The organism is Blautia caccae (assembly GCF_040095955.1).
Lineage (GTDB): Bacteria > Bacillota > Clostridia > Lachnospirales > Lachnospiraceae > Blautia > Blautia celeris.
Map to the genome: position 1 here is coordinate 39,238 of NZ_JBBMFP010000027.1, position 25,711 is coordinate 64,948.

The following is a 25,711-nucleotide window of genomic DNA, read 5'->3' on the forward strand; positions in this document are numbered from 1 at the left end:
GCGGCGGAATCATGCAGAAAACAAGACTATTGCCATGAAAAGGAGGGTATTAACATGGGATTCAAAACAGACATCGAAATCGCACAGGAGTGCACAATGGAGCCAATTACCAAGATTGCAGAAAAAGCAGGTATTGATGATAAATATCTGGAGCAGTACGGTAAGTACAAAGCTAAAATTGACTACAATCTGTTAAAAGAATCTGATAAACCGAACGGAAAACTGGTTCTGGTTACAGCTATCAACCCGACACCTGCCGGAGAAGGAAAGACAACCACAACCGTAGGTCTGGCTGATGGCCTTCAGAAATTAGGTAAAAATGTAATGGTAGCGCTCCGTGAGCCATCCCTGGGACCGGTATTCGGTGTAAAGGGCGGTGCTGCAGGCGGCGGTTATGCACAGGTAGTTCCAATGGAAGATATCAACCTGCATTTTACAGGTGACTTCCACGCAATCGGTGCGGCAAACAATCTGCTGGCAGCAATGCTGGATAATCATATTTATCAGGGCAACGACCTGAACATTGACCCAAGAAAGATTACCTGGAGAAGATGTGTTGACATGAATGACCGCCAGCTTCGTTTCGTAGTTGATGGTCTGGGCGGAAAGACAAACGGCTGTCCGAGAGAAGACGGATACGATATCACAGTTGCTTCCGAGATCATGGCTGTTCTATGTCTGGCAAAAGACATTACAGACCTGAAGGAAAGACTGGGAAGAATCATCGTTGGTTATACATATGGTAAGGTTTCCGAGCAGAAACCTGTTACAGCTCATGACTTACATGCAGAAGGGGCTATGTGCGCACTGCTGAAAGACGCTCTGAAACCGAACCTGGTTCAGACTCTGGAGCATGTACCCGCAATCGTTCACGGCGGACCATTCGCTAATATCGCTCACGGATGTAACTCTGTGATCGCTACCAAGATGGCACTGAAATTAGGCGATTACGCTATCACAGAAGCAGGATTCGGTGCTGACTTAGGCGCAGAGAAATTCCTGGATATCAAATGCCGTATGGCTGGCCTGACACCGAGCGCAGTTGTTATCGTAGCTACTGTACGTGCCCTGAAATACAACGGCGGCGTGCCGAAAGCAGAACTGAACAACGAGAACCTGGAAGCACTGGAAAAAGGTCTCCCGAACTTACTGAAACATGTAAGCAATATCACAAACGTTTACAAACTGCCGTGTGTTGTTGCAATCAACGCATTCCCGACAGATACCAAGGCAGAGCTTGACCTGGTAGAAGCAAAATGTAAAGAACTGGGCGTTAATGTTGCACTTTCCGAAGTTTGGGCAAAAGGCGGCGAAGGCGGCGTTGCACTGGCTAAAGAAGTGGTACGTCTTGTGGAAGAACCGAATGACTTTACTTTCTCCTATGAACTGGAAGGAAGCATTGAGGACAAGTTAAACCAGATCGTTCAGAAGATCTACGGCGGCAAGAAAGCTGTTCTGACTGCAAATGCGCAGAAACAGGCTGCTCAGTTAGAAGCTCTCGGATATGGAAACTGCCCGATCTGTGTGGCTAAGACACAGTACAGCCTGACAGATGACCAGACAAAACTGGGCGCACCGAAAGACTTTGAAGTAACAGTTCGTAACCTGAAGATTTCCGCAGGTGCCGGCTTCATTGTTGCTCTTACCGGAGAGATCATGACCATGCCCGGTCTGCCGAAAGTTCCGGCTGCAGAGAGAATCGATGTTGACGAGACAGGAAAGATTTCCGGTCTGTTCTAAGCAAAATTCATATTGAAAACTAAATATAGGACAATTCAGGTACGGTTAAGCCGTACCTGAATTTTGTATACATAATTTAGCTAAAGAAGCGGGGGAAAATGTATGTATTTTGATGAATTCAATGCAGTCTGCAACGCGGCAAAAGGAAAGATAAACTTCATGGAGAACAATACCTTCGGATATATGGTATCTTCCATCACCGCAGGGCTTTTCATTGCCTTTGGAAGTTTTGTGACATTTACGCTGGGAACACCTTTGAATGCAGCAGGGTCACCAATGCTGAAAGCAGTGCAGGCTTTTGCATTTGCCGCAGCTTTGAGCCTTGTTATCATGGCGGGTGCCGAGCTGTTTACAGGTAACAATATGGTTCTCGGAAGTGCATCTTTCAATGGATGTATTCCTTGGGGCAAGACGGTCAAAGCATGGATATTGTGTTATGTGGGGAATATTCTCGGCTCTTTGCTGGGTGTAGCAGGATTCCAGCTCACCGGAGTGCCGAAAGGTGATATAGGTGCTTATTTCGCACAGGTAGCAGCTGCAAAGATGTCACTGACACCGGTACAGCTTCTGGTAAGGGGTATTTTCTGTAATATCCTGGTTTGTCTGGCTGTATGGTGCGCATTAAAGATGAAATCTGAATCAGGAAAGCTAATCATGGTATTCTGGTGTATCTTCGTATTTATGATCTGCGGATTTGAGCACAGCGTTGCCAATATGAGTATTCTGGCAGTTGGGCTTTTGAACGCAGGTGATGCGGCAGTCAGCATAGGAGGTTATTTCTACAACCTGTTATTCGTGACGATCGGAAATATGATAGGCGGTGTGTTCTTTGTGGCAGGCCCGTATCATGTTATGACCAAGACGAAATCACTTCAGGGTTAAATGTGATTCGGTCAGCGTAAGCCTGTTTGACCAAATATATGACAGCAGCCGAAATCTGTTTTATAAAAGACAGATTTCGGCTGCTTTTTTTGCATATAATGGAGAGATACAGCAAAAATCAGGAGTTGCCATGCAGGATCAGAAGCTGGAAAATCTTCTGAATCTGGCTCTGGATGCCACACCCCGGGAGAGGGAGAGATCTCTTGTGCTGGATGTGGGATTTGAGCCGGAGGAGCGGAGATGGGATTTGATCGTAAAATATTCAGGAAGTCTGCAGGGGGCACTGAATCCGGAGATTCGGGCAGTGGAACTGCTGGGTGGTTTTGCCATTCTCTCCGTGCCGGAAAGCCAGATTCAGGGTCTTACGGATTATCCTCAGATAGAGTTCATAGAAATGCCCAAAAGATTGTTTTTCGCAGTGGAGCAGGGGCGCGCTGCTTCCTGCATCAATCCGGTGCAGAGCGGATTTTCACCTCTCGGACAGCCGCTTTTCGGTGCAGGCGTGCTTGTGGGCTGTGTGGATTCAGGGGTGGATTATGCACACCCGGATTTCCGCAATGAGGACGGAAGCAGCCGTATTCTGAGGCTGTGGGATCAGACTGTGCCCGGCAGCCCGCCCCAGGGCTATGTCATCGGAACCGAGTATACCAAAGAGCAGATCGATGAAGCGCTTCGCAGACCCGCGTCATCGGAGCGGTATTCTGTGGTCCCAAGCCGTGATCTGAGCGGACACGGCACCGGTGTTCTCGGTATCGCGGCCGGCAGCGGAAGGGCTTCCGGAGGACTTCACAGGGGTGTGGCTTCAGAGAGTCAGATCATTGTTGTGAAGCTGGGAACACCGCAGGAAGAGGGATTTCCCAGGACGACAGAGCTGATGCAGGGGGTTGACTACTGTATCCGTCAGTCCATTGCCATGGGGATGCCCCTTGCTCTGAATTTAAGCTTCGGAAACAATTACGGTTCCCACAGCGGTGAATCACTTATTGAGGCGTATCTGGACAATGTATCCAGTCTGGGACGGACCGTGATCTGCGTGGGAACGGGAAATGAGGGAAATAAGGCTGTGCACACCTCAGGAATCCTGGCACAGGGAGAGAGTCAGGTGGTTCCGCTTCAGATCGGCGGTTATGAGACGGGAATGAATCTGCAGATATGGAAGCAGTATGTGGACCGGATGGATATCTCCCTGCAGCATCCAAACGGACAGGTGGCAGGCCCGTTTCAGGAGATATTGGGGCCTCAGCGATTTAATCTGGGGACTACGCAGATTCTCATATACTACGGAAAACCAAGTCCTTTCAGCCTGTCGCAGGAGATTTTCATCGATTTTATCCCCCAGAACACCTATGTGGACAGCGGCGTGTGGAAAGTCAATCTGATTCCGGGAAGAATTGTGGATGGAAGGTACAATCTGTGGATGCCCGGGGGTGCTGCTCTGAACGAGGGGACACGTTTTCTGTTTCCTGTGCCGGAAATCACCCTTACCATTCCCTCCACGGCAGGGCGGGTAATCTCTGTGGGGGCCTATAATTCCAGATATCAGGCCTACGCGGATTTTTCCGGACGGGGGTTTACCAGAGTTACCAATATGGTAAAGCCGGACATAGCGGCTCCGGGCGTGGATATTACAACTGCTTCTCCAAACGGCGGATATACATCCAGAACGGGAACTTCCTTTGCCACGCCTTTTGTTACAGGCTCGGCAGCCCTTTTGATGGAGTGGGGAATCGTGAGAGGGAATGATCCCTTTCTCTATGGGGAGAAAGTAAAGGCGTATTTCCGCAGGGGTGCGCGTCATCTGCTGGGAGGGCCTTATCCAAATAACCAGACCGGGTATGGGGCGCTGTGCGTGCGGGACAGTTTTCCGGTGTGAGAGTAAATCCCATCAGGAAAGGTGGGGGAGTGGTTGCATTAATAAAGCGATTGAAAGTGTTTTGACTTGGGAATATAATAGAAGGAGTCAGGTGCGATTGTAATTTGTCAGACACTGTCTGATAAATTAAGAAAGGGGGAAGAAGGGATTGCAAGAGAGTAACCGTATAGAGTTTAAAGCAGTGTTAAATGATAAACTGGAGAAAGAAATAGTGGCATTTTTAAATAATCATGAGGGTGGAGTGCTTATATTGGAGTTAAAGATGATGGGCATCCCATTAAAACGTTGGATATGGATTCGGTACAATTAAAAATTGCTGATAGAATTAAAAACAATATTCTGCCCTCACCTCTTGGGTTGTTTGATGTTACTACGGAGGAGATAGATGGTATACTGGTGACAAAAATTATTGTATCCAGTGGTTTGGAAAAACCATATTACATCAAAAATAAAGGTATGTCGCCAAGTGGATGTTATATGAGGCTGGGAACATTAACGCAGCCGATGTCAACGGCATTAATAGATGAATTATATGCCAGAAGAATCCATACTACATTGCGTAATATTCCGGCACCCAGACAGGACCTTTCGTTTGCTCAGCTTAAAATATACTATCAGGAGCGAGGGTTAGAGTTAAATAAAAAGTTTGCCAGCAGTTTGGAATTACTTACTCCAGATGGCAAATATAATTATATTGCTTATTTGCTGGCAGACGAAAACGGAGTATCAATAAAAGTCGCCAAGTATGCTGGTACGGATAAGGTGGATTTGATTGAAAATGAAGAATATGGGTATTGTTCATTAATAAAAGCAACGAATCATGTTTTAGAGAAAATGAAAATTGAGAATATTACCAAGGCTAAAGTGACCAGTGCGAAACGGATTGAAAAGAATTTGATTGAACCGGTTCCTTTGAGAGAGGCACTGATTAATGCAGTTGTGCATAATGATTTTTCACGGGAGATTCCACCAGTATTTGAGATTTTCAGTAATCGGATGGAAATTACCTCATATGGCGGATTGATTTCAGGTCAGAGTAAAAAAGATTTTTTTAGTTGCAGCAGCATGCCGAGAAATAGAGAATTGATGAGAGTTTTTAAAGATGTAGGTCTGGTTGAACAACTTGGCTCTGGAATGAGCCGTATTTTAAAGTTTTATGATAAAAATATTTTTGAAATATCTGAGCACTATATAAAAGTGATTTTTCCATTTTCATCATCCAATGATGAAAAGAATATCGCCAATGGCGATATAAATGGCGATATAAGTGGCGATATAAATGGCGATGAAAAGAGAATTTTGTTATTATTGCAGAAAGAGCCGGGAATCACAGCAAAAAGAATAAGTGATGAGACTGGGTTTAGTACTAGAAAGATTAGCAGAATTATAAAGAATTTACGGGAGAAGAAAATAATTGTACGTGTAGGCTCTGCCAGACAAGGATATTGGCAGATAGATAAGAAGTGAACGAAAAAGTTTGTAAAACAGGACATTGCCAAAAGCAGTGTCCTGTTTTATACTGGGATTATGATGCTAACCCACAACGACAAGAAGAAAAGGAGAGACAAAAAGAGATGGGAAAAACACTGAAAAGACTGGTCAGCTATTATAAGCCCTATAAGGGTTTGTTTTTTTCTGACTTGTTTTTTGCTATTTTAGGAGCGGGGATCACCCTTGTGATACCGCTGATCGTACGCTATATTACCAGCACGGTGGTGAATCAGCCTGTGCAGGAAGCCACCGATCTGATCGTAAAGCTGGGAATCTTCATGGTGGCGCTGGTGCTGGTTGAGGCGTTCTGTAATTTTTATATTGCCTATTACGGGCATATCATGGGAGCAAGGATTGAGCGGGACATGAGGAATGAGATTTTCGGACATTACCAGAAGCTGTCTTTTGCCTTCTATGACAACCAGAAGGTGGGGCATCTGTTGTCCAGAATCACCTCTGACCTGTTTGATATCAGTGAACTGCTTCACCACGGGCCGGAGGATCTGGTGATCTCTATCATTAAATTTATCGGCGCGTTTATCATTCTCATGTTTATCAATACAAAGCTTGCTCTGTCAGCGTTTTTGTTTGTGCCGTTTCTTCTGGTCTATGCGTTTATTTACAACAGGAAAATGAAGTCAGCATTCAGAGAGAACAGAGCCAGGATCGCAGATATCAATACACAGATCGAGGACAGCCTTTCCGGAATCCGTGTGGTGAAATCCTTTGCCAACGAAAAGGAAGAAATGAAAAAATTCCAGAGGGGCAATGAGCGCTTTGTGGATTCCAAGAAGCGCAGCTATAAGTACATGGGTACTTACAATTCCGGTATGGGCGCATTTACAACCCTGATCACTATAACAGTGCTGCTGGTCGGTGCATTTTTTATGACCAGGGGGAAAATGCCTGTGGAGGATCTGGTAACAGTGCTTCTCTACATCAATAACTTTACAGATCCGGTGAAAAAGCTCATTACCTTTACAGAGCAGTTCCAGAACGGGTACAGCGGATATTCCCGGTTTCTGGAGATCATGGCGATCGCGCCGGATATCAAGGATGTGCCGGACGCAGTGGAGCTTGGAGATGTTAAGGGAGAAATTGCTTTTCGCGATGTTTCCTTCCGCTATGAGGAGAGCCAGGAGGAAGTGTTAAGCCATGTGGATCTGACCGTGAAGGCCGGGGAATATGTGGCCCTTGTGGGAAGCTCAGGTGCGGGTAAGACAACCCTTTGCAGCCTCATTCCCAGATTCTATGATGTGAGCAGCGGAAGCGTATGCCTGGACGGCACGGATGTGAGAAAGATCAAGCTGCAGAGTCTCAGGAACCATATAGGTATTGTACAGCAGGACGTGTATCTGTTTGCCGGAACAGTGATGGAGAACATCCGGTATGGAAAGCCGGACGCCACGGACGAAGAAGTGCTTCGCGCTGCCAAAGCAGCCAATGCCCATGAATTTATAATGGGACTGGAGGATGGCTATGACACGGATATTGGACAGAGGGGCGTAAAACTCTCAGGGGGTCAGAAACAGAGGCTGTCTATTGCCAGGGTGTTCCTGAAGAACCCGCCCATATTGATCTTCGATGAGGCCACATCCGCCCTTGACAATGAGAGCGAGAAGATCGTGCAGCAGTCCCTGGAGAGTCTGGCAAAGGACAGGACTACATTTGTCATTGCCCACAGACTGTCCACCATCCGCAAAGCCCAGAGAATCCTTGTACTGACAGATGACGGAATCGCAGAGGAGGGGACTCATGAGGAGCTGATGCAGAGGGATGGTCTCTACAGCAGCCTTTATAAACTGTCCTTTGTATAGAAAAAGAAATATTTTTTTGGTTTAATGTGTTAAAACGTTGATTTTGTCTGGTGGAAAATGGTATAATCTTAAGTATCCGAAATTGAGTATGACTGTGAAGCGCAGTCTGAAATATGTTCAGGAGAGCTGACTGTCCGGCCGGGACTGCGCATTTACTGCGCCGGCCGTACATAAGAGCAGCGGCATCAGGTATCACCCTGTTACAGAGCGGTCTTAAAGAGTGGATGCCGGTAACGCTTCGCCGGCTGAATAGCTGCCGGGAAAGATTACATAGAAAGGAAGAGTAGTAATATGATAGCAGATAAAATGGTGAATTTGGTAAAAAACAGTTCAGCTATACGTGCCATGTTTGAGGAAGGCAAGATTATGGCTGCAAAGTACGGAGCAGAGAATGTATATGATTTCAGTCTTGGAAATCCCAATGTTCCGGCACCGGCTGAGGTGAAGAAGGCAGTTTTTGAGGAATTGGAGAAGGAGGACCCGGTTGTACTGCACGGTTATATGAACAACAGCGGATATGAGGACGTAAGGGCAGCAATCGCGGATTCCATTAACAGAAAATTCCAGACTTCCTTTGGTGAGAAGAATATTATTATGACCGTGGGCGCAGCGGGAGGATTGAATGTGATCCTGAAAACTCTGCTGAATCCGGGAGATGAAGTGATCGTCATTGCCCCGTATTTCGGCGAGTACAACAGCTATGTGTCCAATTATGACGGGAAAATTGTGGTAGTAAGCCCGAATACAGAGACCTTCCAGCCGAATCTGGAAGAGCTGGAGCAGAAGATCACTGCCAGGACTAAAGCTGTGATCATCAACTCTCCCAACAACCCTACAGGTGTTGTCTATTCTGAGGATACCATCAAGAAGATGGCAGATATCCTCCGCAGCAGGGAAAAAGAGCTGGGTACAGACATCTACCTTATTTCAGATGAGCCTTACAGAGAGCTGGTTTACGATGGAATTGAGGTCCCCTATTTGACAAAATACTATGAAAATGCTATCATTGGTTATTCCTACAGCAAATCCCTGTCCCTTCCGGGTGAGCGTATCGGTTATCTGGTGATTCCGGACGAAGTGAGTGATGCTGAGGATGTCATTGCAGCAGCGAACGTGGCCACCCGTATTCTGGGCTATGTCAATGCCCCGTCCCTGATGCAGAAAGTTGTCGCAAAATGTCTGGATGCCAAAGTAGACGTACCGTTTTACAACCGCAACCGTGAGGCTTTATATAACGGACTGAGAGAACTGGGATTTGAGTGCATTAAGCCGGAAGGCGCGTTCTATCTGTTTGTAAAATCTCCGGTGGAAGACGAGAAAGTCTTCTGTGCGGCAGCAAAGAAATATCATATCCTGATCGTTCCGGGATCTTCCTTTGCCTGCCCGGGTTATGTGCGGATTGCCTACTGCGTATCCTACGAAACAATCATGAATTCTATGCCTGGCTTTAAAGCCCTTGCTGAGGAGTTTCAGGTGAAGTAACAGGAGGTTTTAATGGAATCCGTAGTACATTGGTTTGCTGAAAATATGCCGTCCTTTCTGACACCGGAGGCAGCGGTCTTCCTGATTTCCATGGTTCCCATTCTGGAACTGAGGGGCGGACTTTTACTGGCAACCGTATTGAAGATTCCCATGCTTCAGGCTGTCATTGCCTGCGTCATCGGGAATATCATCCCTATCCCGTTTATTCTGCTCTTTATCAGGCAGATATTTAAATGGCTGAAGAAGACAAAACTGTTCCGCCCTCTGATCGAGAAGCTGGAAAACAGAGCTATGGGAAAGAGTGACAAGATTAAAAAATATGAGTTCTGGGGACTTGTTCTCTTTGTGGGAATCCCGCTGCCGGGTACCGGCGCGTGGACAGGGGCTTTGATCGCGTCCCTTCTTGAAGTGGATCTGAAAAAATCCGTTCCTGCCATTCTGCTGGGACTCTGTATGGCCACGATCATCATGTGCTTTTTGGGATATGGAGCGCTTGGTTCCGTATTAAGTTAAAAGGAAGAATGCCCTGCCGGATGCTGTACATGCAGCGAAGGCAGGGTGTTTTTATTTTTTTAAGAAAATTTTTAATGAATTATCATTACTTTTTGGGAAAGATATGATAAGATGGCGATATAACAGGAAAGGATTTTAAGGCCATGAGCAAACGAGAATTTTTAGAGGTACTGCGGGAAACACTCTCAGAGGAGCTTTCTCAAAATGTTGTGAACGGACATATACAATATTACGACCAGTATATCAGTGACGAGATAAGAAAAGGTGCATCTGAGACAGAGGTGACAGGGCGTCTGGGAGATCCACGTCTGATTGCCCGCACGATTCTGGAAACTTCTGGTGCATCCGGCTCTTCCAGCCAGGACGGATATGGCAGCCAGTCTTCTTACAGTCAATCTTCCTATAGCCAGTCATCCTACAGCCAGGATGGTACAGGAAGTACAGGCGGCGGATTTCAACATGTGCAGGAAAAAATGCATAATAATCCCACGGTCCGTCTGGTTCTGGGAATCCTGATCGTGATGGGCGTGATTGCTCTCATTATCAGTATTGTCAGCGCACTTCTGCCGGTGGTACTGCCTATTGCTGCGGTTTTGATCCTGCTTTCTTTTCTGCGCAGGAAGATGTAGAAGAAAAGTGAAGATGGAAAGGCTCTGTATATTATGGAATAAGTGTTGATTATTTCATAATATACAGAGCCTTTTATGCGTTACAGAGTTTCCAGCTCCAGAAGTGTGAGGTGGCCGCTGAATATCTTGTCTGCAGCAAGGGCGACAGAGCCGATGAGAGGTGCATTTCCGCCGAAAGTGGAGTGGAGGATGGACAGCGGGTTGAATTTTGCCGTAAGGGTTATTTTGGACAGCTTGTGATACAAGAGGTCCTCAATTATGGTATTGGTGCCATCAGAATCGTATCCCACGATTATGGTGGAGAGATTCAGAAGATTCAGGGTATTGGTCAGCGAATAGGCGATATAAGAGCAGAATTCTTCCAAAACAGTGATCGCCAGCGGGTCGTGCTGATTACCTGCTGAAATAATATCCAGCCAGCTTGGCGTCTTGGGCGTGGATAAGGGGGAATTGGAGTAAAAAGGGGCAAGCTCCTTTATCCTTTGCTGCAGGTTGTCCAGATTCGCATACAGATCAAGGCATCCCCGGTTGCCGCAGGCGCAGAGAGGACCGTCAAAATTGATGGATGTATGTCCGATCTCACCGCTCTGCCCGGAATCCCCATCATATAAGGCATGGTTCAGAATAAATCCGGCTCCGATTCCATTCATAATATGAAGATAAGCAAAATTGGATATGGAGGTGCCGGAGCCAAATAATTTTTCCGAAAACGCGCCTGCCGTTGCGTCATTGACCAGAAATACAGGCAGTCCTGTATTTTTACTGATGATAGAGACAATGGGCAGATTTTCGATACCGTAGAAATAGGGCGGATTTAAAATAATCCCCCGTGAGGAATCCAGCGGTCCGAGGGAGGCTATTCCAATTGCTGTGATACTCCGTTCTGTGCTCCCGGCACATTCGTTATAAGCCTTGAGGAGAATCTGCAGCAGATCCTCTGAACTGTCAAGGGTGTTATAGGGGGAATCCACCTGTTTAAATATCCTGCCCCCCAAATCAGAGAGAACGACCTGGCATAGTTTTCTTTTGATCAGCATACCGCAGATACAGGGAGAATTTTGGGCAAGTGTCAGCAAAATAGGTCTGCGCCCATAATTGGCGGAAGTGTTGTTGGAGGCATTTGTAGTTTCTTCCGCAAGGCCGGAACTGAGAAGCTCCGTCACTATGTTGCCCACCGTCATTTTTGACAGCCCGGTGCTCCGGGCAATATCAACTCTTGAAATTCCACTGCCTGTTGCAATATGTTTTAGAACAAGCATTCTGTTTTTTGATTTCACATCCTGAATGTTGGAACCAGTTTTTTCCTGCATAAAATACCGCCTTTATATAATAAAATCGTGATTGTGCATCCTTAATACAAAGTAACTTTATTCGTTTAAATTCATTATAGTATAGATGTCAATAAAAGGCAATAGTACGGATGGTTTACTTTATGGTTGCGCTAAGCGGAACTATAAGTGAAAAATGCACAAAAAAAATAGAATAAAAATGTGAAAAAGGTCGAATTGCACACTATATAGTAAAATGAATTGACTTTATAGTAAATTAATGTTACTATGTACTCATCAAAAAGAAAGAACCAGTAAACTGGTTTTCAGTACAAAGGAGGAGGTATTTTTATGTTTAAGAAGAAAATTGCAGGACTGCTGGCAGCTATGATGTGTGTATCACTGATCGGATGCGGAGGCGGAGGTGACAAACCGGCAGACGAGACAAAAAAGGCGGAAACAGAAGAAACCGGCAGTACTTCCGCTGACTCTGACGTGATCAAAATGGCTGTGGGGGCAGACCGTGTTGATTTCTACAGAGGGCTGGCAGATGAATTTGAGAAACAGAATCCGGGAAAGAAAGTGGAGATCATTGAGATCGTCAACGGCTCTGATATGTACACCAAGATCACCATGATGATGCAGTCGAAAGAGACATCCCCGGACCTGATCACAGAGGACGGCTTCATGATCATGTCTGACGCCGAGGCGGGCTATCTGGAACCGCTGGATGAATTCATGAAGAACTGGGAGGATGCAGGCCAGTTTGAGCAGGCTATTCTGGACGGTGCCAAGGGAGCTGACGGAGTGCAGTACGGTGTTCCGTTCTCTACAGATACACAGTGTCTCTGGTATGATAAGAAACTGATGGAAGAAGCAGGCGTTTCTGTTCCTTTCCAGCCCAAGAACTGGGATGAGATCATTGAGGCCGGCAAGAAGCTGAAAGAAGTGGGAGGTGACGGATTCATTCCATTCTTCCTGTATGCGTCCAAGACCTCACCTGAGGAGACTTCCATGAGGACATTCCAGGAACTTTACTCAGGAACCGGCGGAACTCTCTATGATTTTGATACAAAGAAATGGGTTGTTGATAAAGAGAATTTACTGAAGGTCTACAATTTTGTAAACGACGTTTACAATGTGGAAAAAATCGGTGCGCCACTCAGCATCGTGTCACAGCAGAAAGTAGAAGACCTTTTTGTAAGTGATTATATGAAGAATGGCAAACTGGGTATGATCTTCACAGGAAGCTGGGTACCAGGCAACTGGGGCGAAGGCAGAACCTATGAATGGCCGGAAGGTCTGGATACCTGGGCAGTTGCGAAGATACCTACATATGATGGCAGCGGAGATGGTTTCAGCACCATGTCAGGCGGCTGGACCTGGGCAATTCCAAAGAATGCCAACAATAAAGCCGGCGGCGAAGAGCTTCTGAAATTTATTGCAGGAAAAGACTGTCAGCTTAAATATGCCATGTTCTCAGGAGACCTGGCAGTGCGTAAAGACGTAATGGAGGATGAGACTTACTTATCACAGAAGATGTCTGTAGTAAAAGAGGCCGGTGAAATGCTGCCCTACGCACATTTCAGACCTTCTGTAGAGGGATATTCCACCCTTACAACTATGTTCACAGAGGTAGTGGAGAGTATTGCTATGGGCAGCGCAAGCCCGGATGATGCGGCAGCTACCTTTGAGTCAGAGATGAAACGAATTGTGGGCGAGGAAAATGTGACTGTGAAATAAGGGATCTGCATTCAGCTTGGAGCATTGCTCCAAGCTGAATCTTTAAAGGAGAGACTGAGGATGGTTGGAACAAGAAATCAACAAAAACGAAAGATATGGAAAACGGCACTTTTTTTCTCCCCATCAATTTTACTGCTGGGCGTTTTCTTCATTGGCCCCATGATCATGACTGTCTTTTTTTCTTTTACAGACATTTCACTGACGGGGAGTTCTGCACAGGCAATGAAATTCGTAGGTTTCAGGAATTTTATTGAGATTTTCAAAGACCCTAAACTGCTTACCGTATTAAAGAATACAATGGTATTTCTGGTGTTTTCAGGTATTATCGGGCAGCAATGCCTGGGATTTCTGCTTGCGTCCCTCATGAGGGGGAAAAACAGGCTGGTTCGTAAATTTGTCGGCTTTACAGTAGTGGCAGGCTGGATCACTCCGGAGGTGATCGCAGCGTTTATGTTCAGCTCCTTTTTTGCCGATGCCGGTACATTGAATAAAATCATAGGCATTTTCGGGGCATCACCGGTTTCATGGCTTTTTACATTTCCGATGGCCTGTGTTGTCATAGCAAATATATGGAAGGGATCCGCATATTCCATGATGATGTTTCAGGCTTCCCTGGACAATATATCAGATGATATTGTGGAGGCTGCCAGGATAGACGGCGCAGGCGGACTCCAGATACTGCTCAGGATCACACTGCCCATGATAAAGAGCACCATGGCAACTACGTTTGTGATCGTTACACTGTCCACCTTGGGCGCTTTCGGCCTTGTGTTCGCCATGACAGGAGGCGGGCCGGCTATTATGACTACAACACTTTCTATTTTCATGTATCAGAAGGCCTTCATTGCATATCAGATAGGATACGGAATGGCAATTGCCCTCTTTATTCTGGCAATCGGTATTCTGCTGAGCCTTGTATATATCAGGCTGATACGTGCAAATGACGGCAATTAGGAGGGGATCATCATGAAGAAAAAAAAGAAAAACCTACAGAAAGTCATTCCCTATATGGTATTGCTCATCATTGCGGGAGCATTTTTACTTCCTCTTCTGTGGCTGGTGTTTGCGGCTTTTAATCCGGAAGCCAGCCAGGCCTTCGCAGTGCCAAAGCATATGAGTGTTGAGAATTTCAGGGTTATTCTCACAGATGCCAAAAACCAGAGAGGATTCCTGAACAGCCTATTCATCTCCGTGGTACAGACAGGCATAGTGCTGGTATGTTCCCTGCTGGCAGCGTATCCTCTGTCAAGATATGAGCTGAAGACGGGGCAGAAGATCACTATGGGAATGCTGTTTCTGACTTCTATTCCCATAACGGCGGTTATGGTGCCGGTCTATCAGATGTTTATCATGATGAAGCTGGTGGACTCTATAGGCGGAACCATTATTTTTCTTTCAGCTTCCGGTCTTCCTTACGGAATCTGGATGATGAAAAACTTTCTGGATGGAGTATCCGTGGATCTGGAGGAGGCGGCGTGGATAGACGGTGCGTCTGCCGTCAAGAGTGTGGTTCATGTGGTGCTTCCGCTGATGCTCCCCGGATTATTTACAGTTGCCATGTTCACCTTTGTGGGAAGCTGGGGAAACTTTTTTGTACCGCTCATTTTACTGCAGTCCACAGAGAAGATACCGGCTGCCGTAAATATTTACCGCTTCTTTGGGGAGCGCGGACAGGTCATCTACGGACAACTGGCGGCTTATTCCATTGTCTATATGCTTCCTGTGTTTGTTTTATATTTCTTCTCACAAAACTATATGTCAAAAGGATTTGCAATGACCGGAGCGTCAAAGGGCTGATTGCAAATGCACATCTTACTGAAATTGGGAGGTTACGTTTATGAAGAAAATGTATATGATCGGAAATGCACATCTTGACCCTGTATGGCTCTGGCCGTGGCAGGAGGGATTCCAGGAGAATAAAGCTACCTGTAAATCTGCGCTGGAGCGTTTGGGTGAATACGAAGATGTAATATTTACCTCAAGCTCCGCACAGTTTTATGAATGGATTGAAAAAAATGATCCGGAAATGTTTTCAGAGATCGAAAAGAGGATAAGAGAAGGGCGCTGGGTGATCTGCGGAGGCTGGTGGGTGCAGCCTGACTGTAATATCCCCTGCGGAGAATCTTTTGCCCGTCATGCCTTGATAGCCCAGAATTATTTTATGGAAAAATTCGGTGTAACAGCCAAAACAGGATACAATGTGGACAGCTTTGGTCACCAGGGAATGATGCCGCAGATCCTGCAGTTGTCCGGCATGGAGAATTATGTATTCATGCGGCCGGGTCCTCATGAAAAAGGCCTGCCGGCCAGGAATTTTATCTGGGAATCAGATGACGGTTCCAGGGTACATGCTTTTCGGCTGCCGTTTTCCTACTGCACATTCGGCAGACTGGAGGATCACATGAGAGCCTGCAGGGAGGAATTTGACGCCGGTGTGGATGAGCTGATGTGTTTCTACGGTGTGGGTAACCACGGTGGAGGTCCTACGATCGAAAATATTGAAACTGTGAAAAAGCTGCAGAGAGAATGGGATGACGTGGAGATCATTTTTGCGGATCCTGACTTTTACTTCGAGAAACTTAAGGAGAGGGAATATGACCTGCCGGTAGTGCATGGGGATCTGCAGCATCATTCCAGCGGCTGTTACAGTGCGGAATCACAGGTGAAACGCTATAACCGCAAGGCGGAGAATGCGCTTCTGAGGGCAGAGAAGTTTTCTGTTCTGTCAGAGCTTGTGTCAGGGCATGGCTATACAGAGGGACTGACAGAGGGGTGGAAACGTGTTCTGTTTAACCAGTTCCATGACATCCTGGCAGGCTCCAGTATTCAGAAGGCATATGAGGATACCAGGAATGAATTAGGGGAAGCTCTGTCCATTGCGGCGAGAAATGAGAATAACAGTCTTCAGGCAGTTTCCTTCCATATCGGGATTGATCAGGAGGAGAATATGCTCCCCGCAGTGGTTTTCAATCCCCATGGCTGGGACGTAGAGGAATATGTAGAAGTGGAGACCGGAATGTTCGGTAATTCCTGCAGAGGGGAGTCTTATATCGTAAAGGACAGCAGCGGAAATGTGGTACCGTCCCAGAAAATATCTTCGGACGCGAAGGTAAACGGCAGAAACAGGATCGTCTTCAAGGCAGGCGTTTCGTCACTTGGTTACGCTGTATTCCGCATCTACGCAGTGGATCAGGAGCAGGAGGCAGAACACACATCGCAGGCCCTGGTATTAGAAAACGCTCTGGTCCGTGTGCAGTTTGAAGAGAAGACAGGAGCTGTTATTTCCATATGGGATAAGGAAAACAAGATTGAATACTGTGACGGAGCCTTTGGACGAGTTGTGGTGGTAAAGGATAACTCCGATACATGGAGCCACGGAGTCACGAGATTTCATGAGACAGAGGGATACTTTGAACCGAAATCCGTGAAAAAGACAGAGGATGGACCGGTAAGGAGCAGTATCCGTGTGATCAGCAAGTACAAAAGCTCTACCCTGGTCCAGATATATACATTATATAAGGAAGATAAATCCGTCAGAGTGTCTGCAAAGATCAATTGGCAGGAAAAATTCCGGTGTGTAAAAATCCAGTTCCCGGTTGCTCTGGATCAGTACAGAGGACTCTATGAAATTCCTTTTGGCTGTATAGAAAAAGCATGCAATGGGGAGGAAGAACCGGTTCAGCGCTGGATGGACCTGTCAGGTATGCAGGAGGCCAATAATAAAATAATCTGTGGTATCGGTATATTAAATGACTGCAAATACAGTGCCTGCATGGAAGGAAACTGTATGGAGCTGACAGTTCTTAGAAGTCCTGTATACGCCCACCACAATCCGTATATTCTGGATGAGGAGGAAGACGACTATCAGTTTACAGACCAGGGAATACAGAACTTCTCTTATACCATCGTACCACACCTGGGCAGCGGCAGAGAGGCGCATCTGGTGCAGCGTGCAGAAGAACTCAATCAGCCCTGTGTTACAGTGATCGAGACATACCATAAGGGCGAATATCCGCAGAAGGCGGAACTTTTGACGGTGAGCAGGAACAATGTGGTGCTGTCTGCCCTTAAAAAGGCAGAGAAGCAGGATGGATATATCCTCAGGTTTTATGAGACAGAGGGAAAGGAGTGTCAGGCAGATATCTGCATCCATTTCCTTGAAAAAACCATTCGCGCGGAATTTAAGCCGTTTGAGATTAAGACATTTTTCGTCAGCCGTTCCGTGGATTCTGAACCTGCAGAGGTGAATTTCATGGAATGGGAGAAGTGACGCGCTAAAAATGCCTGCGAGGAGATTGGGATATGAAAGACTATGTGATTGGTATTGATATAGGCGGCACAAAATGCGCAGTAGTGCTGGGTGAGGCAGGGGAAGCAGATGAGGACTGCCGAATATTTGACAGAGTATGCTTTGCTACAGAGGCCAGGAGAGGACCGGATTGCGTGATCCATGATCTGTTTGGAGCAGTCCGGGCACTTCTCGGGCGTAATGATATACAGACGGAAAGACTGCAGGCCATAGGGATAAGCTGCGGAGGGCCTTTGGATCATATAAAGGGAGTGGTTAAAAATCCGCCTAATTTATATGGCTGGGACAATATTCCCATTGTGGATATTATGGAAAAAGAATTCCGGGTGCCCACATACATACAGAATGACGCCAATGCCTGTGCACTGGCAGAATGGAAATTCGGAGCAGCCAGAGGCTGCCGGCATGTGATATTTCTCACCTACGGCACAGGGATGGGAGCCGGTCTTATATTGGACGGAAAGCTTTACAATGGTGCCAACAATATGGCAGGAGAAGTAGGTCATGTGAGAATGACGGAAAGCGGTCCTGTGGGATTCGGCAAGTCCGGCTCCTTTGAAGGATTCTGCAGCGGCGGAGGCATTGCCCAGATCGCCAGGATGAAGGTGTTGGAGAAGCTGCAGATCGGTGAACGTCCTTCTTTCTGCCAGAGCTTTGAACAGATAGAGGAGCTGTCAGCAAAGACCGTAGCTCTTGCCGCAAAAAGCGGGGACCCTCTGGCTCTTGACATCTATGAAACCAGCGGCTACTATCTGGGCCGGGGGCTGGCTATCCTTATAGATATACTGAATCCGGAGATTATTGTACTGGGCAGTGTCTATGAGAGAAGCGAAGAATTACTGTGGCCATGTGCGCAGCGGGTCATCGAGCAGGAAGCACTGGCTATTTCAAGAGAGGGATGCCGGATCGTGCCGGCTGAGCTGGGAAATAAGATCGGTGATTATGCGGCACTTTCCGTTGCGATTCAGGGAGGTAAAAATGGGCAGAGAAAATGCAGTCTATGAAAAATTCCGGAAGGATTATCCGGTTCTTAAGGAACAGCCTGTGTGGGAAGCTTTTGAGCTTCTTCTGAAAAGCTGCAGAAATGGAGGGAAAATCCTGGTCTGCGGCAACGGAGGCAGCGCCTCTGATTCAGAGCATATTGTAGGAGAGCTGATGAAAGGTTTCCTGCTGAAGCGCCAACTGCCGGACGAGGAGAAAGAAAAGTTCAGGAGTCTGGAAGGCGGAGAGGTATTATCCGAGCAGCTGCAGCAGGGGATCCCGGCCATCTCATTGAACAGTTACACTTCCCTCATGACTGCAGTGGGAAATGATACCTCCTTTGACATGATATTTGCCCAGCAGGTGTATGCTTACGGACAGCCGGGAGATGTGCTTATTGCAATGACTACATCTGGCAATTCCGCAAATATTGTGGAGGGAGCAAAGACTGCCAGAGTAAAGGGCATGAAGGTATTGGGGATAACAGGAGAAAAGGAGTCTGCTCTCTTAAAATACTGTGACGTCTGTTTCCGCATGCCGTCCACAGAGACATATCGTGTACAGGAGTATACACTGCCTCTGTACCACACGCTGTGTGCTATGCTGGAGGAGGCAGTTTTTGGATAACTCATAATAAGAAAATCCGCAGGGCTTTGTGAGAGGCCGCTGCGGATTTTTCACGTTTGTGTCAAAAATGTATTTCTGGGCAGCCGGTGCTGCCCGGTATTCTTAAAAATAAAAAGAGAAACACCCTGTAGGGGAGCTACAGGGTGTTTCGAGGGGAGTATAAATAATTAAATAAGGGGTTATAATGTAAAAAAAATTTTTGAAGGGTAAATTCTTTTTACAACCCATATTATAATATAAAAGGAAAAAAAATGCAATCCTTTTTTGACGAGATACGCATGACAAAAAGGAATATTATTACTTTTTTACGGATATATTGACGAAAACAAGAAGAATTGAACTGCGGCGAATATTTTGAGGCAGAAAAGACATAATAAGACTGTAAATAAAAAATGTACAACCAGGAGGTAAAGTCATGGCTAAAAATTATAGCAATGAATCAGGCAGCAACAAATCCACTAATGCAAACAACTCTCAGAATTCACAGAACTCCCAGAATTCCCAGAACTCACAGAATTCTCAGAACTCACAGAATTCTCAGAACTCCCAGAACTCCCAGAATTCTCAGAACTCACAGAACTCACAGAACTCCCAGAATTCTCAGAACTCCCAGAATTCCCAGAACTCACAGAAGAATTCCTATTCAGGAAGTAAAAACGGAACAGAGAACTGTGGAACAAGAAACTCTCAGAATGCATCTTCTTCCAACAGCAAAAATTCACAGAACTCCAACAGCAAAAATTCTTCTAAAAACAACACATCTTCTGAGTACGGCTATTAATTAGTATAAAAGAGGATACAGCCAGGGAGATTCCGGACACCAATCCGGAATCTCCCTGATTCATGTTAGGGAAACCACGCTCTGCGTGGTTTCTGTTATTTACGTCCTGGATTTGGAATGCATATAATAGAAGAAAAAGGTATTTCTTATGACTGGTATTGAAACAATTTCAGCCCATGATTTAGACAGATATCATGGTGACAGAAATGTTATGATTATAGATCTGCGTGACAGAGAAGAATATGAAGCGGGACATTTTGACGGAGCTGTAAATATTCCCTATGAAGAGCTGGATATTTATGAGGAGCTGCCTGCTGACAAGATCCTTGTGCTCTACTGCGATAGAGGAAGCGCCAGCCTTCTGGCAGCCAGAGAACTGATGCAGAGAGGCTTCCGTGTAAAATCTGTTGTGGGTGGATTCCACGCATATAAAGGAACGAACTTGTATTTTCCTTCAGAGCATAGTAAAATAAAATAGATTAGACAGTTTAAGGAAAAACAGAGGAGAATATACTTATGAAATACATGTTTGCATCAGACATCCACGGTTCAGCTTATTACTGTAAAAAGATGTTGGAGGCATATAAGGCGGAGAAGGCAGACCGTCTGATTCTGTTGGGTGATCTGCTGTACCACGGCCCAAGAAATGATCTTCCAAAAGATTACGCACCGAAAGAAGTCATTGCCATGCTCAATGAACATAGAGATGATTTGTATGTGGTACGCGGCAACTGTGATGCGGAAGTGGACCAGATGGTGCTTCATTTTCCGATTATGGCGGATTACTGTATTATCATGGATGGTGAGCGCACTATTTATGCCAGCCATGGACACGTATATCATGAAGAGAATCTGCCGCCGCTGAAAAATGGAGATATTTTTATTCACGGCCACACACATGTGCTGCGTGCGGAAAAGAAAGAAAATTATACCATTCTGAATCCGGGTTCTGTTTCCATTCCCAAGGAAGGAAATATTCCCACCTATGCGGTACTGGAGGACGGTCTGTTCTCAATCCGCGGATTTGACGGGGAGATTGTTAAGGAGTTAAAATTATAATGGAAAAATTTGAATTGATCGCACCATGCCATTTTGGTCTGGAGGCAGTGTTAAAAAGGGAAATACAGGATTTGGGATATGAGATCAGCGAGGTGGAGGACGGGAAAGTAACGTTTTTAGGTGATGCCGGGGCAATCGTCCGGGCAAATATGTTTCTGCGCACCACAGAACGGGTACTTTTAAAGGTGGCGAAAGTCAAAGCAGTCACTTTTGAAGAGTTATTTGAGAAGACAAAAGCCCTTCCCTGGGAAAAATATATTCCGCAGGACGGAAAATTCTGGGTTGCCAAAGCCAACTCTGTCAAAAGCAGGCTCTTCAGCCCCTCCGATATCCAGTCCATTATGAAAAAAGCTATGGTAGAGCGCCTGAAATCGGTGTATCATGTGGACTGGTTTGAGGAGGATGGTGCCAGTTTTCCTATCCGTGTCGCTTTTATGAAGGATGTTGCCACCATTGGTATTGACACGTCAGGGATTTCCCTGCACAAAAGAGGATACAGGCAGATGACAAGTAAGGCTCCCATAACAGAGACTCTGGCGGCAGCCCTGCTGATGCTGACTCCATGGAACAGGGACCGCATTTTAGTGGATCCCTTCTGCGGCAGCGGAACATTTCCTATTGAGGCAGCCATGATCGCCGCCAATATCGCACCGGGAATGAACCGGAATTTCCTCTGTGAGGACTGGAAACATCTCATATCAAGAAAGCATTGGTATGAGGTCAGGGAGGAAGCACAGGGGATGATAGATCTGTCCGTAGATACAGATATCCAGGGATACGACCTGGACCCCGAGATGGTGAAGGGAGCCAGGGAAAATGCGGAGCGGGCCGGCGTTGACAAGCTGATACATTTTCAGCAGAGGAATATCAGAGATTTGAGCCATCCTAAGAAATACGGTTTTATTGTCACGAATCCTCCTTATGGGGAGCGTCTGGAAGACAAAGAAAATCTGCCGTCTCTCTATGAAACGATTGGGGAGCGCTATCAGGCACTGGATTCCTGGTCCATGTATCTGATCACCGCTTATGAGGATGCAGAGCGATATATAGGAAGAAAAGCGGATAAAAACAGGAAGATATACAATGGTATGATCAAGACGTACTTTTATCAGTTCCTGGGTCCAAAGCCCCCGAAAAAGAAGAGGAGTTAACAAAAGATGAAAAGATTGATCTTTGCAACCGGCAATGAAAATAAAATGAAAGAGATACGGGAGATCATGGAAGGTCTGCCGGTTGAAATCCTGTCCATGAAAGAAGCCGGCATTGAGGCCGATATTGTGGAGGATGGACTGAGCTTTGAGGAGAATGCGCTGATCAAGGCGCGTGCAGTCTGCAGACTGGCGGGTGAGATGGTACTTGCTGATGATTCCGGGCTGGAGGTGGACTACCTCAACAAAGAGCCGGGAATCTATTCCGCACGCTACATGGGCGAGGATACTTCTTACAGGATCAAGAACCAAAATATCATGGACCGCCTGGAGGGTGTACCGGATGAAAAGCGTACCGCCAGGTTTGTGTGCGCCATAGCCGCCGTATTTCCGGACGGCAGGGAACTGGTGACGCGCGGTACGATAGAGGGTATCATCGGCTATGAGGAGAGAGGGGAAAATGGATTTGGATATGATCCCATCTTTTTCCTTCCTGAGAGGGGCTGCAGCACTGCAGAACTTCCGCCTGAGGAGAAAAACAACGTGAGCCACAGGGGAAATGCGCTGCGCAGTATGAAAGCTTTGCTGGAAAAGGAACATTTATTATAATAAATGGAAAGGACTTTCAAATATGAAGGTATTAATTGTCAGCGACACCCATGGTCACGAGGAGAATTTTGAAAAGGTTCTGGAAAAGGTGGGAAATATACAGCATCTGATCCATCTGGGAGATGTGGAAGGGCATGAGGATTATATAGAAGCGATCTCAGGCTGTCCGGTACATATTGTGGCGGGAAATAATGATTTCTTTTCAGACCTTCCCAGAGAGGAGGAACTGTGGCTGGAGGACTACCACGTACTGCTCACACACGGACATTACTATGGCGTTTCCATGGGAACCAGCCGCCTTGAGGAGGAGGCGCGGGCCAGGGGCTTTGATATAGCCATGTATGGACATACCCACAGACCTGAACTGAAGATAGAAGATGACTTGACGGTATTAAATCCGGGGAGTATTTCTTATCCCAGACAGTGGGGACACGAGCCGAGTTTTATCCTCATGGAAATCGACAGGGATGGAGAAGCTCACTATACAATTAATTATCTGAAATAATGAAAAATGCTGGGATGGCAGTTTCAGTCCCGCAGAAGGATGCCATCCCGCAGTCATATATGATTTGACGGGAATTGCTAATGGATGAAGGGGAAACCGGGGCATTTTGTAAAAAAATGGAATAGAAATAAATATTCTAAAAAAAAGTGTTGACTTTTCACTTTCCCTATGGTATATTTTATCTTGCGTCAGGCAAGAGCACTTGCACAGGACGGTAAGATACCTTTCGGGGTGTGGCTCAGCTTGGCTAGAGCGCCTGGTTTGGGACCAGGAGGTCGCAGGTTCGAATCCTGTCACCCCGATGTTTCAACAAGTGCATGAAATGCCCGTGCGGGTGTAGTTCAGTGGTAGAACACCAGCCTTCCAAGCTGGATATGTGGGTTCGATTCCCATCACCCGCTTTCGGTTGCAAAACCGAGGATGTGTTTGTAGCTCAGCTGGATAGAGCAACGGCCTTCTAAGCCGTGGGTCGGGGGTTCGAATCCCTTCAAGCACGCTTGTGTGTATTTATGACGCACAATGGATTATGGTGGGTATAGCGCAGTTGGTTAGCGCGCCAGATTGTGGCTCTGGAGGCCGTGGGTTCGAATCCCACTATCCACCCTTGCCGTTACGGCGCTCTTGGGCTATCGCCAAGCGGTAAGGCACAGCACTTTGACTGCTGCATTCGCTGGTTCGAATCCAGCTAGCCCAGTTCAAAGTCTAATTATGGAGCATTAGCTCAGTTGGTAGAGCACTTGACTTTTAATCAAGTTGTCCGGGGTTCGAATCCCCGATGCTTCACTACTTTAAAGGTGGCTTAAACCCAGTATTTATAAGGGTTTGAGCCATTTTTTGTTGTCTATAATTGCCTTACTATGACTGTCCATAAATGGCATTTAAATGTATCATTTTGGTGTCATGGCAGAGGTAATGTATCATTTTCGTATCACATCTCAAAGGCTTTGTCTGCCGCTCCGGCAGCGTCTTCTTTGTCCAGTACAATATGGTTATACACCTCCATGACCATCCTCTCGGTATCTCCCAACATCTCAGCAATCTTTTTGATGGAGATCATTGGTATCTGGTAGCAGAGGTTGGTGCAGTAATTATGCCTAAATACATGAGCGGTGAGACCTGTTATAGGCTCCTCAGAGACCGCCTGCATGGCTCTAATGATACGTGCCCACATCTTATCATAACTGCTCTTTGTGATTGGCTGACCATTGCGCATGACAAAGAGCTGACTACGCTTCAAGGACTTGACATAAGCCTCAATGACCGGAAAAACTACAGCCGGTATGGGGACAGTACGATACCCGTTGTCCGTCTTTGGACCTTTGGGTACAGGCTTGTCATTTACAAATCCTATAGCTTTGTTGACGGTCAATGTGCGCCGTTTGAGGTCTACATCAAATTTGGTGAGGGGCAGGGCTTCTCCACGTCGGAGACCGCATCCATATAAGATATACACAAATACACGGTCTTGTGTGGATAACTCAGCCGCAAACAGAGCTTTCTGTTCATAACTCGTTAACGGACGCTTTTCGGTCGGGCGATACTTAATCACGTCCATATTAGCAAAGATATCCTCCATCACATTGGCCGCGAAGAGTCGATCGGAGACGGCGGAGCGGAGCACCTGCTTAAATGTAAGCTGGATCTGTTGTTGAGTGCGCTTTTTATCACTGGTGCTGGTCATTAGCATCTGATAATGCACTCGGCCTATGTCTTGCAGCTTGACGCCCTTCAAGATCACAAAATGTTTATCTATGATATTTTTGTACATTGCCTGAGTATTGGTCTCCTTCCCGGCCTTGTACACCTGCAACCACGCCTTGGCGTAATCTAAAAATGTTACGTCTGATATACGCAGGTGTTTACGCATCTCCACGTCCTGGGCAAGCTGATTGACCTTGTTTTCGAGGTCTTTACTACTCTTCTTTGACCGCAGCATGATGTAATGTTTTGTGCCGTCATCATTGTAAACACCGTCCCAGACGCGTGTCTGGAAGTATCCGTTTTTCTGCTTGGTATATTTTGCTTTTGCCATGATATCATCCTCCTTGTGGTAAAATAGGTGCAAAAAAGACAGATGGTCTATTGCCACCTGTCACCGAAGATGATACAATATTAGTGGTTGAGTAATATGTAGTATCTCTCCGGAGATATGAGCCGTCCTGGTGCTGGTAACACTGGGGCGGTTTTTACTATTTGACAATTCAGTATATTTTGTTATAATATACTTAACAAGAGAACCGAAAGCTGGGTGAAG

21 protein-coding genes and 6 tRNA genes are annotated in these 25,711 nt (G+C 46.3%); 25 read left to right on the forward strand and 2 right to left on the reverse strand.

The genetic code is table 11. The annotated features are described in order from the left end of the window. The first annotated feature begins 54 nt into the window (after nucleotides 1–54). The 8 genes from WMO65_RS22190 (at nucleotide 55) to WMO65_RS22225 (ending at nucleotide 10,427) form a co-directional block, all read left to right on the forward strand. The gene (locus WMO65_RS22190) at nucleotides 55–1,740 is read left to right on the forward strand and encodes a formate--tetrahydrofolate ligase (protein WP_103732397.1); all 1,686 of its coding nucleotides are present in this window, start codon (nucleotides 55–57) and stop codon (nucleotides 1,738–1,740) included. 102 nt (nucleotides 1,741–1,842) lie between these two features. Next, entirely contained in the window at nucleotides 1,843–2,622 is a 780-nt protein-coding gene (locus WMO65_RS22195) for a formate/nitrite transporter family protein (RefSeq protein WP_033141881.1), read from the forward strand. A gap of 130 nt (nucleotides 2,623–2,752) precedes the next feature. Next, the gene (locus tag WMO65_RS22200) at nucleotides 2,753–4,495 is read left to right on the forward strand and encodes a S8 family peptidase (RefSeq protein ID WP_148392429.1); all 1,743 of its coding nucleotides are present in this window, start codon (nucleotides 2,753–2,755) and stop codon (nucleotides 4,493–4,495) included. A 291-nt stretch (nucleotides 4,496–4,786) separates the two neighbouring features. Continuing rightward, on the forward strand, nucleotides 4,787–5,962 hold the full coding sequence (locus WMO65_RS22205; protein ID WP_243128806.1) for an ATP-binding protein: 1,176 nt from the start codon (nucleotides 4,787–4,789) through the stop codon (nucleotides 5,960–5,962). Between the two features lie 107 nt (nucleotides 5,963–6,069). After that, nucleotides 6,070–7,803 carry an ABC transporter ATP-binding protein gene (locus tag WMO65_RS22210; RefSeq protein ID WP_033141879.1) on the forward strand — a complete coding sequence of 578 codons (1,734 nt, stop codon included), beginning with the start codon at nucleotides 6,070–6,072 and terminating at the stop codon, nucleotides 7,801–7,803. Nucleotides 7,804–8,094: 291 nt separating this feature from the next. Further along, nucleotides 8,095–9,285: a pyridoxal phosphate-dependent aminotransferase gene (locus WMO65_RS22215; protein ID WP_033141878.1), complete on the forward strand. Its 1,191-nt coding sequence runs from the start codon at nucleotides 8,095–8,097 to the stop codon at nucleotides 9,283–9,285. A gap of 12 nt (nucleotides 9,286–9,297) precedes the next feature. Beyond that, nucleotides 9,298–9,798: a COG2426 family protein gene (locus WMO65_RS22220; protein ID WP_033141877.1), complete on the forward strand. Its 501-nt coding sequence runs from the start codon at nucleotides 9,298–9,300 to the stop codon at nucleotides 9,796–9,798. Between the two features lie 143 nt (nucleotides 9,799–9,941). Next, nucleotides 9,942–10,427, forward strand: coding sequence for a DUF1700 domain-containing protein (locus tag WMO65_RS22225; RefSeq protein WP_033141876.1), 486 nt, complete (start codon nucleotides 9,942–9,944; stop codon nucleotides 10,425–10,427). 80 nt (nucleotides 10,428–10,507) lie between these two features. Here the strand turns inward: WMO65_RS22225 and WMO65_RS22230 are convergent, their stop codons facing one another. Next, nucleotides 10,508–11,737, reverse strand: a complete 1,230-nt coding sequence (locus WMO65_RS22230) for an ROK family transcriptional regulator (protein WP_148392428.1) — start codon at nucleotides 11,735–11,737, stop codon at nucleotides 10,508–10,510. A 309-nt stretch (nucleotides 11,738–12,046) separates the two neighbouring features. Between WMO65_RS22230 and WMO65_RS22235 the strand changes: the two genes are divergently transcribed. From WMO65_RS22235 to WMO65_RS22315, 17 genes are all read left to right on the forward strand, one after another. Next, nucleotides 12,047–13,438, forward strand: coding sequence for an extracellular solute-binding protein (locus WMO65_RS22235; protein ID WP_052099525.1), 1,392 nt, complete (start codon nucleotides 12,047–12,049; stop codon nucleotides 13,436–13,438). A 60-nt stretch (nucleotides 13,439–13,498) separates the two neighbouring features. Further along, complete coding sequence (locus tag WMO65_RS22240) at nucleotides 13,499–14,392, forward strand: carbohydrate ABC transporter permease (RefSeq protein WP_033141874.1); 894 nt, start codon at nucleotides 13,499–13,501, stop codon at nucleotides 14,390–14,392. Between the two features lie 12 nt (nucleotides 14,393–14,404). Further along, a complete protein-coding gene (locus WMO65_RS22245; protein ID WP_033141873.1) occupies nucleotides 14,405–15,235 on the forward strand; it encodes a carbohydrate ABC transporter permease in 831 nt (276 codons plus the stop codon). Nucleotides 15,236–15,275: 40 nt separating this feature from the next. Next, nucleotides 15,276–17,708 (forward strand): alpha-mannosidase, encoded by a 2,433-nt coding sequence (locus WMO65_RS22250; RefSeq protein WP_148392427.1) that lies wholly within the window; start codon nucleotides 15,276–15,278, stop codon nucleotides 17,706–17,708. A gap of 32 nt (nucleotides 17,709–17,740) precedes the next feature. Then, a complete protein-coding gene (locus WMO65_RS22255; RefSeq protein WP_033141871.1) occupies nucleotides 17,741–18,751 on the forward strand; it encodes an ROK family protein in 1,011 nt (336 codons plus the stop codon). Next, nucleotides 18,726–19,355, forward strand: a complete 630-nt coding sequence (locus WMO65_RS22260) for a D-sedoheptulose-7-phosphate isomerase (protein WP_033141870.1) — start codon at nucleotides 18,726–18,728, stop codon at nucleotides 19,353–19,355. Before WMO65_RS22255 ends, WMO65_RS22260 begins: the two co-directional genes overlap by 26 nt. A 929-nt stretch (nucleotides 19,356–20,284) precedes the next feature. Then, on the forward strand, nucleotides 20,285–20,614 hold the full coding sequence (locus WMO65_RS22265; RefSeq protein ID WP_033141869.1) for a rhodanese-like domain-containing protein: 330 nt from the start codon (nucleotides 20,285–20,287) through the stop codon (nucleotides 20,612–20,614). A 38-nt stretch (nucleotides 20,615–20,652) separates the two neighbouring features. Beyond that, nucleotides 20,653–21,195 carry a phosphodiesterase gene (gene yfcE, locus WMO65_RS22270; RefSeq protein ID WP_148392426.1) on the forward strand — a complete coding sequence of 181 codons (543 nt, stop codon included), beginning with the start codon at nucleotides 20,653–20,655 and terminating at the stop codon, nucleotides 21,193–21,195. Beyond that, a complete protein-coding gene (locus WMO65_RS22275; protein WP_148392425.1) occupies nucleotides 21,195–22,346 on the forward strand; it encodes a THUMP domain-containing class I SAM-dependent RNA methyltransferase in 1,152 nt (383 codons plus the stop codon). The genes yfcE and WMO65_RS22275 overlap by 1 nt, the downstream gene beginning before the upstream one ends. Nucleotides 22,347–22,352: 6 nt before the next feature. Then, on the forward strand, nucleotides 22,353–22,952 hold the full coding sequence (locus WMO65_RS22280) for an XTP/dITP diphosphatase (RefSeq protein WP_033141866.1): 600 nt from the start codon (nucleotides 22,353–22,355) through the stop codon (nucleotides 22,950–22,952). Nucleotides 22,953–22,974: 22 nt separating this feature from the next. Further along, nucleotides 22,975–23,457, forward strand: a complete 483-nt coding sequence (locus WMO65_RS22285; protein ID WP_033141865.1) for a metallophosphoesterase — start codon at nucleotides 22,975–22,977, stop codon at nucleotides 23,455–23,457. A gap of 227 nt (nucleotides 23,458–23,684) precedes the next feature. Continuing rightward, nucleotides 23,685–23,759, forward strand: a tRNA-Pro gene (locus WMO65_RS22290). Between the two features lie 28 nt (nucleotides 23,760–23,787). After that, a tRNA-Gly gene (locus WMO65_RS22295) sits at nucleotides 23,788–23,858 on the forward strand. A gap of 21 nt (nucleotides 23,859–23,879) precedes the next feature. After that, nucleotides 23,880–23,953: transfer RNA gene (locus WMO65_RS22300), tRNA-Arg, on the forward strand. A 33-nt stretch (nucleotides 23,954–23,986) separates the two neighbouring features. Next, a tRNA-His gene (locus tag WMO65_RS22305) sits at nucleotides 23,987–24,060 on the forward strand. Between the two features lie 19 nt (nucleotides 24,061–24,079). Continuing rightward, a tRNA-Gln gene (locus WMO65_RS22310) sits at nucleotides 24,080–24,151 on the forward strand. 16 nt (nucleotides 24,152–24,167) lie between these two features. After that, nucleotides 24,168–24,240, forward strand: a tRNA-Lys gene (locus WMO65_RS22315). Nucleotides 24,241–24,385: 145 nt separating this feature from the next. Here WMO65_RS22315 and WMO65_RS22320 read toward each other — a convergent pair. Then, nucleotides 24,386–25,489, reverse strand: coding sequence for a tyrosine-type recombinase/integrase (locus WMO65_RS22320; RefSeq protein ID WP_340299715.1), 1,104 nt, complete (start codon nucleotides 25,487–25,489; stop codon nucleotides 24,386–24,388). Between the last annotated feature and the right edge of the window lie 222 nt (nucleotides 25,490–25,711).

What these genes read in the sequence shown, in the direction of transcription:
- WMO65_RS22220 (WP_033141877.1), top strand. Translation starts at nt 9,298, where the DNA reads ATGGAATCCGTAGTACATTGGTTTGCTGAAAATATGCCGTCCTTTCTG.
- WMO65_RS22205 (WP_243128806.1), top strand. Translation starts at nt 4,787, where the DNA reads ATGGATTCGGTACAATTAAAAATTGCTGATAGAATTAAAAACAATATT.
- WMO65_RS22235 (WP_052099525.1), top strand. Translation starts at nt 12,047, where the DNA reads ATGTTTAAGAAGAAAATTGCAGGACTGCTGGCAGCTATGATGTGTGTA.
- WMO65_RS22275 (WP_148392425.1), top strand. Translation starts at nt 21,195, where the DNA reads ATGGAAAAATTTGAATTGATCGCACCATGCCATTTTGGTCTGGAGGCA.
- WMO65_RS22195 (WP_033141881.1), top strand. Translation starts at nt 1,843, where the DNA reads ATGTATTTTGATGAATTCAATGCAGTCTGCAACGCGGCAAAAGGAAAG.
- WMO65_RS22250 (WP_148392427.1), top strand. Translation starts at nt 15,276, where the DNA reads ATGAAGAAAATGTATATGATCGGAAATGCACATCTTGACCCTGTATGG.
- WMO65_RS22285 (WP_033141865.1), top strand. Translation starts at nt 22,975, where the DNA reads ATGAAGGTATTAATTGTCAGCGACACCCATGGTCACGAGGAGAATTTT.
- WMO65_RS22260 (WP_033141870.1), top strand. Translation starts at nt 18,726, where the DNA reads ATGGGCAGAGAAAATGCAGTCTATGAAAAATTCCGGAAGGATTATCCG.
- yfcE (WP_148392426.1), top strand. Translation starts at nt 20,653, where the DNA reads ATGAAATACATGTTTGCATCAGACATCCACGGTTCAGCTTATTACTGT.
- WMO65_RS22255 (WP_033141871.1), top strand. Translation starts at nt 17,741, where the DNA reads ATGAAAGACTATGTGATTGGTATTGATATAGGCGGCACAAAATGCGCA.
- WMO65_RS22200 (WP_148392429.1), top strand. Translation starts at nt 2,753, where the DNA reads ATGCAGGATCAGAAGCTGGAAAATCTTCTGAATCTGGCTCTGGATGCC.
- WMO65_RS22210 (WP_033141879.1), top strand. Translation starts at nt 6,070, where the DNA reads ATGGGAAAAACACTGAAAAGACTGGTCAGCTATTATAAGCCCTATAAG.
- WMO65_RS22245 (WP_033141873.1), top strand. Translation starts at nt 14,405, where the DNA reads ATGAAGAAAAAAAAGAAAAACCTACAGAAAGTCATTCCCTATATGGTA.
- WMO65_RS22215 (WP_033141878.1), top strand. Translation starts at nt 8,095, where the DNA reads ATGATAGCAGATAAAATGGTGAATTTGGTAAAAAACAGTTCAGCTATA.
- WMO65_RS22240 (WP_033141874.1), top strand. Translation starts at nt 13,499, where the DNA reads ATGGTTGGAACAAGAAATCAACAAAAACGAAAGATATGGAAAACGGCA.
- WMO65_RS22190 (WP_103732397.1), top strand. Translation starts at nt 55, where the DNA reads ATGGGATTCAAAACAGACATCGAAATCGCACAGGAGTGCACAATGGAG.
- WMO65_RS22230 (WP_148392428.1), bottom strand. Translation starts at nt 11,737, where the DNA reads ATGCAGGAAAAAACTGGTTCCAACATTCAGGATGTGAAATCAAAAAAC.
- WMO65_RS22225 (WP_033141876.1), top strand. Translation starts at nt 9,942, where the DNA reads ATGAGCAAACGAGAATTTTTAGAGGTACTGCGGGAAACACTCTCAGAG.
- WMO65_RS22320 (WP_340299715.1), bottom strand. Translation starts at nt 25,489, where the DNA reads ATGGCAAAAGCAAAATATACCAAGCAGAAAAACGGATACTTCCAGACA.
- WMO65_RS22280 (WP_033141866.1), top strand. Translation starts at nt 22,353, where the DNA reads ATGAAAAGATTGATCTTTGCAACCGGCAATGAAAATAAAATGAAAGAG.
- WMO65_RS22265 (WP_033141869.1), top strand. Translation starts at nt 20,285, where the DNA reads ATGACTGGTATTGAAACAATTTCAGCCCATGATTTAGACAGATATCAT.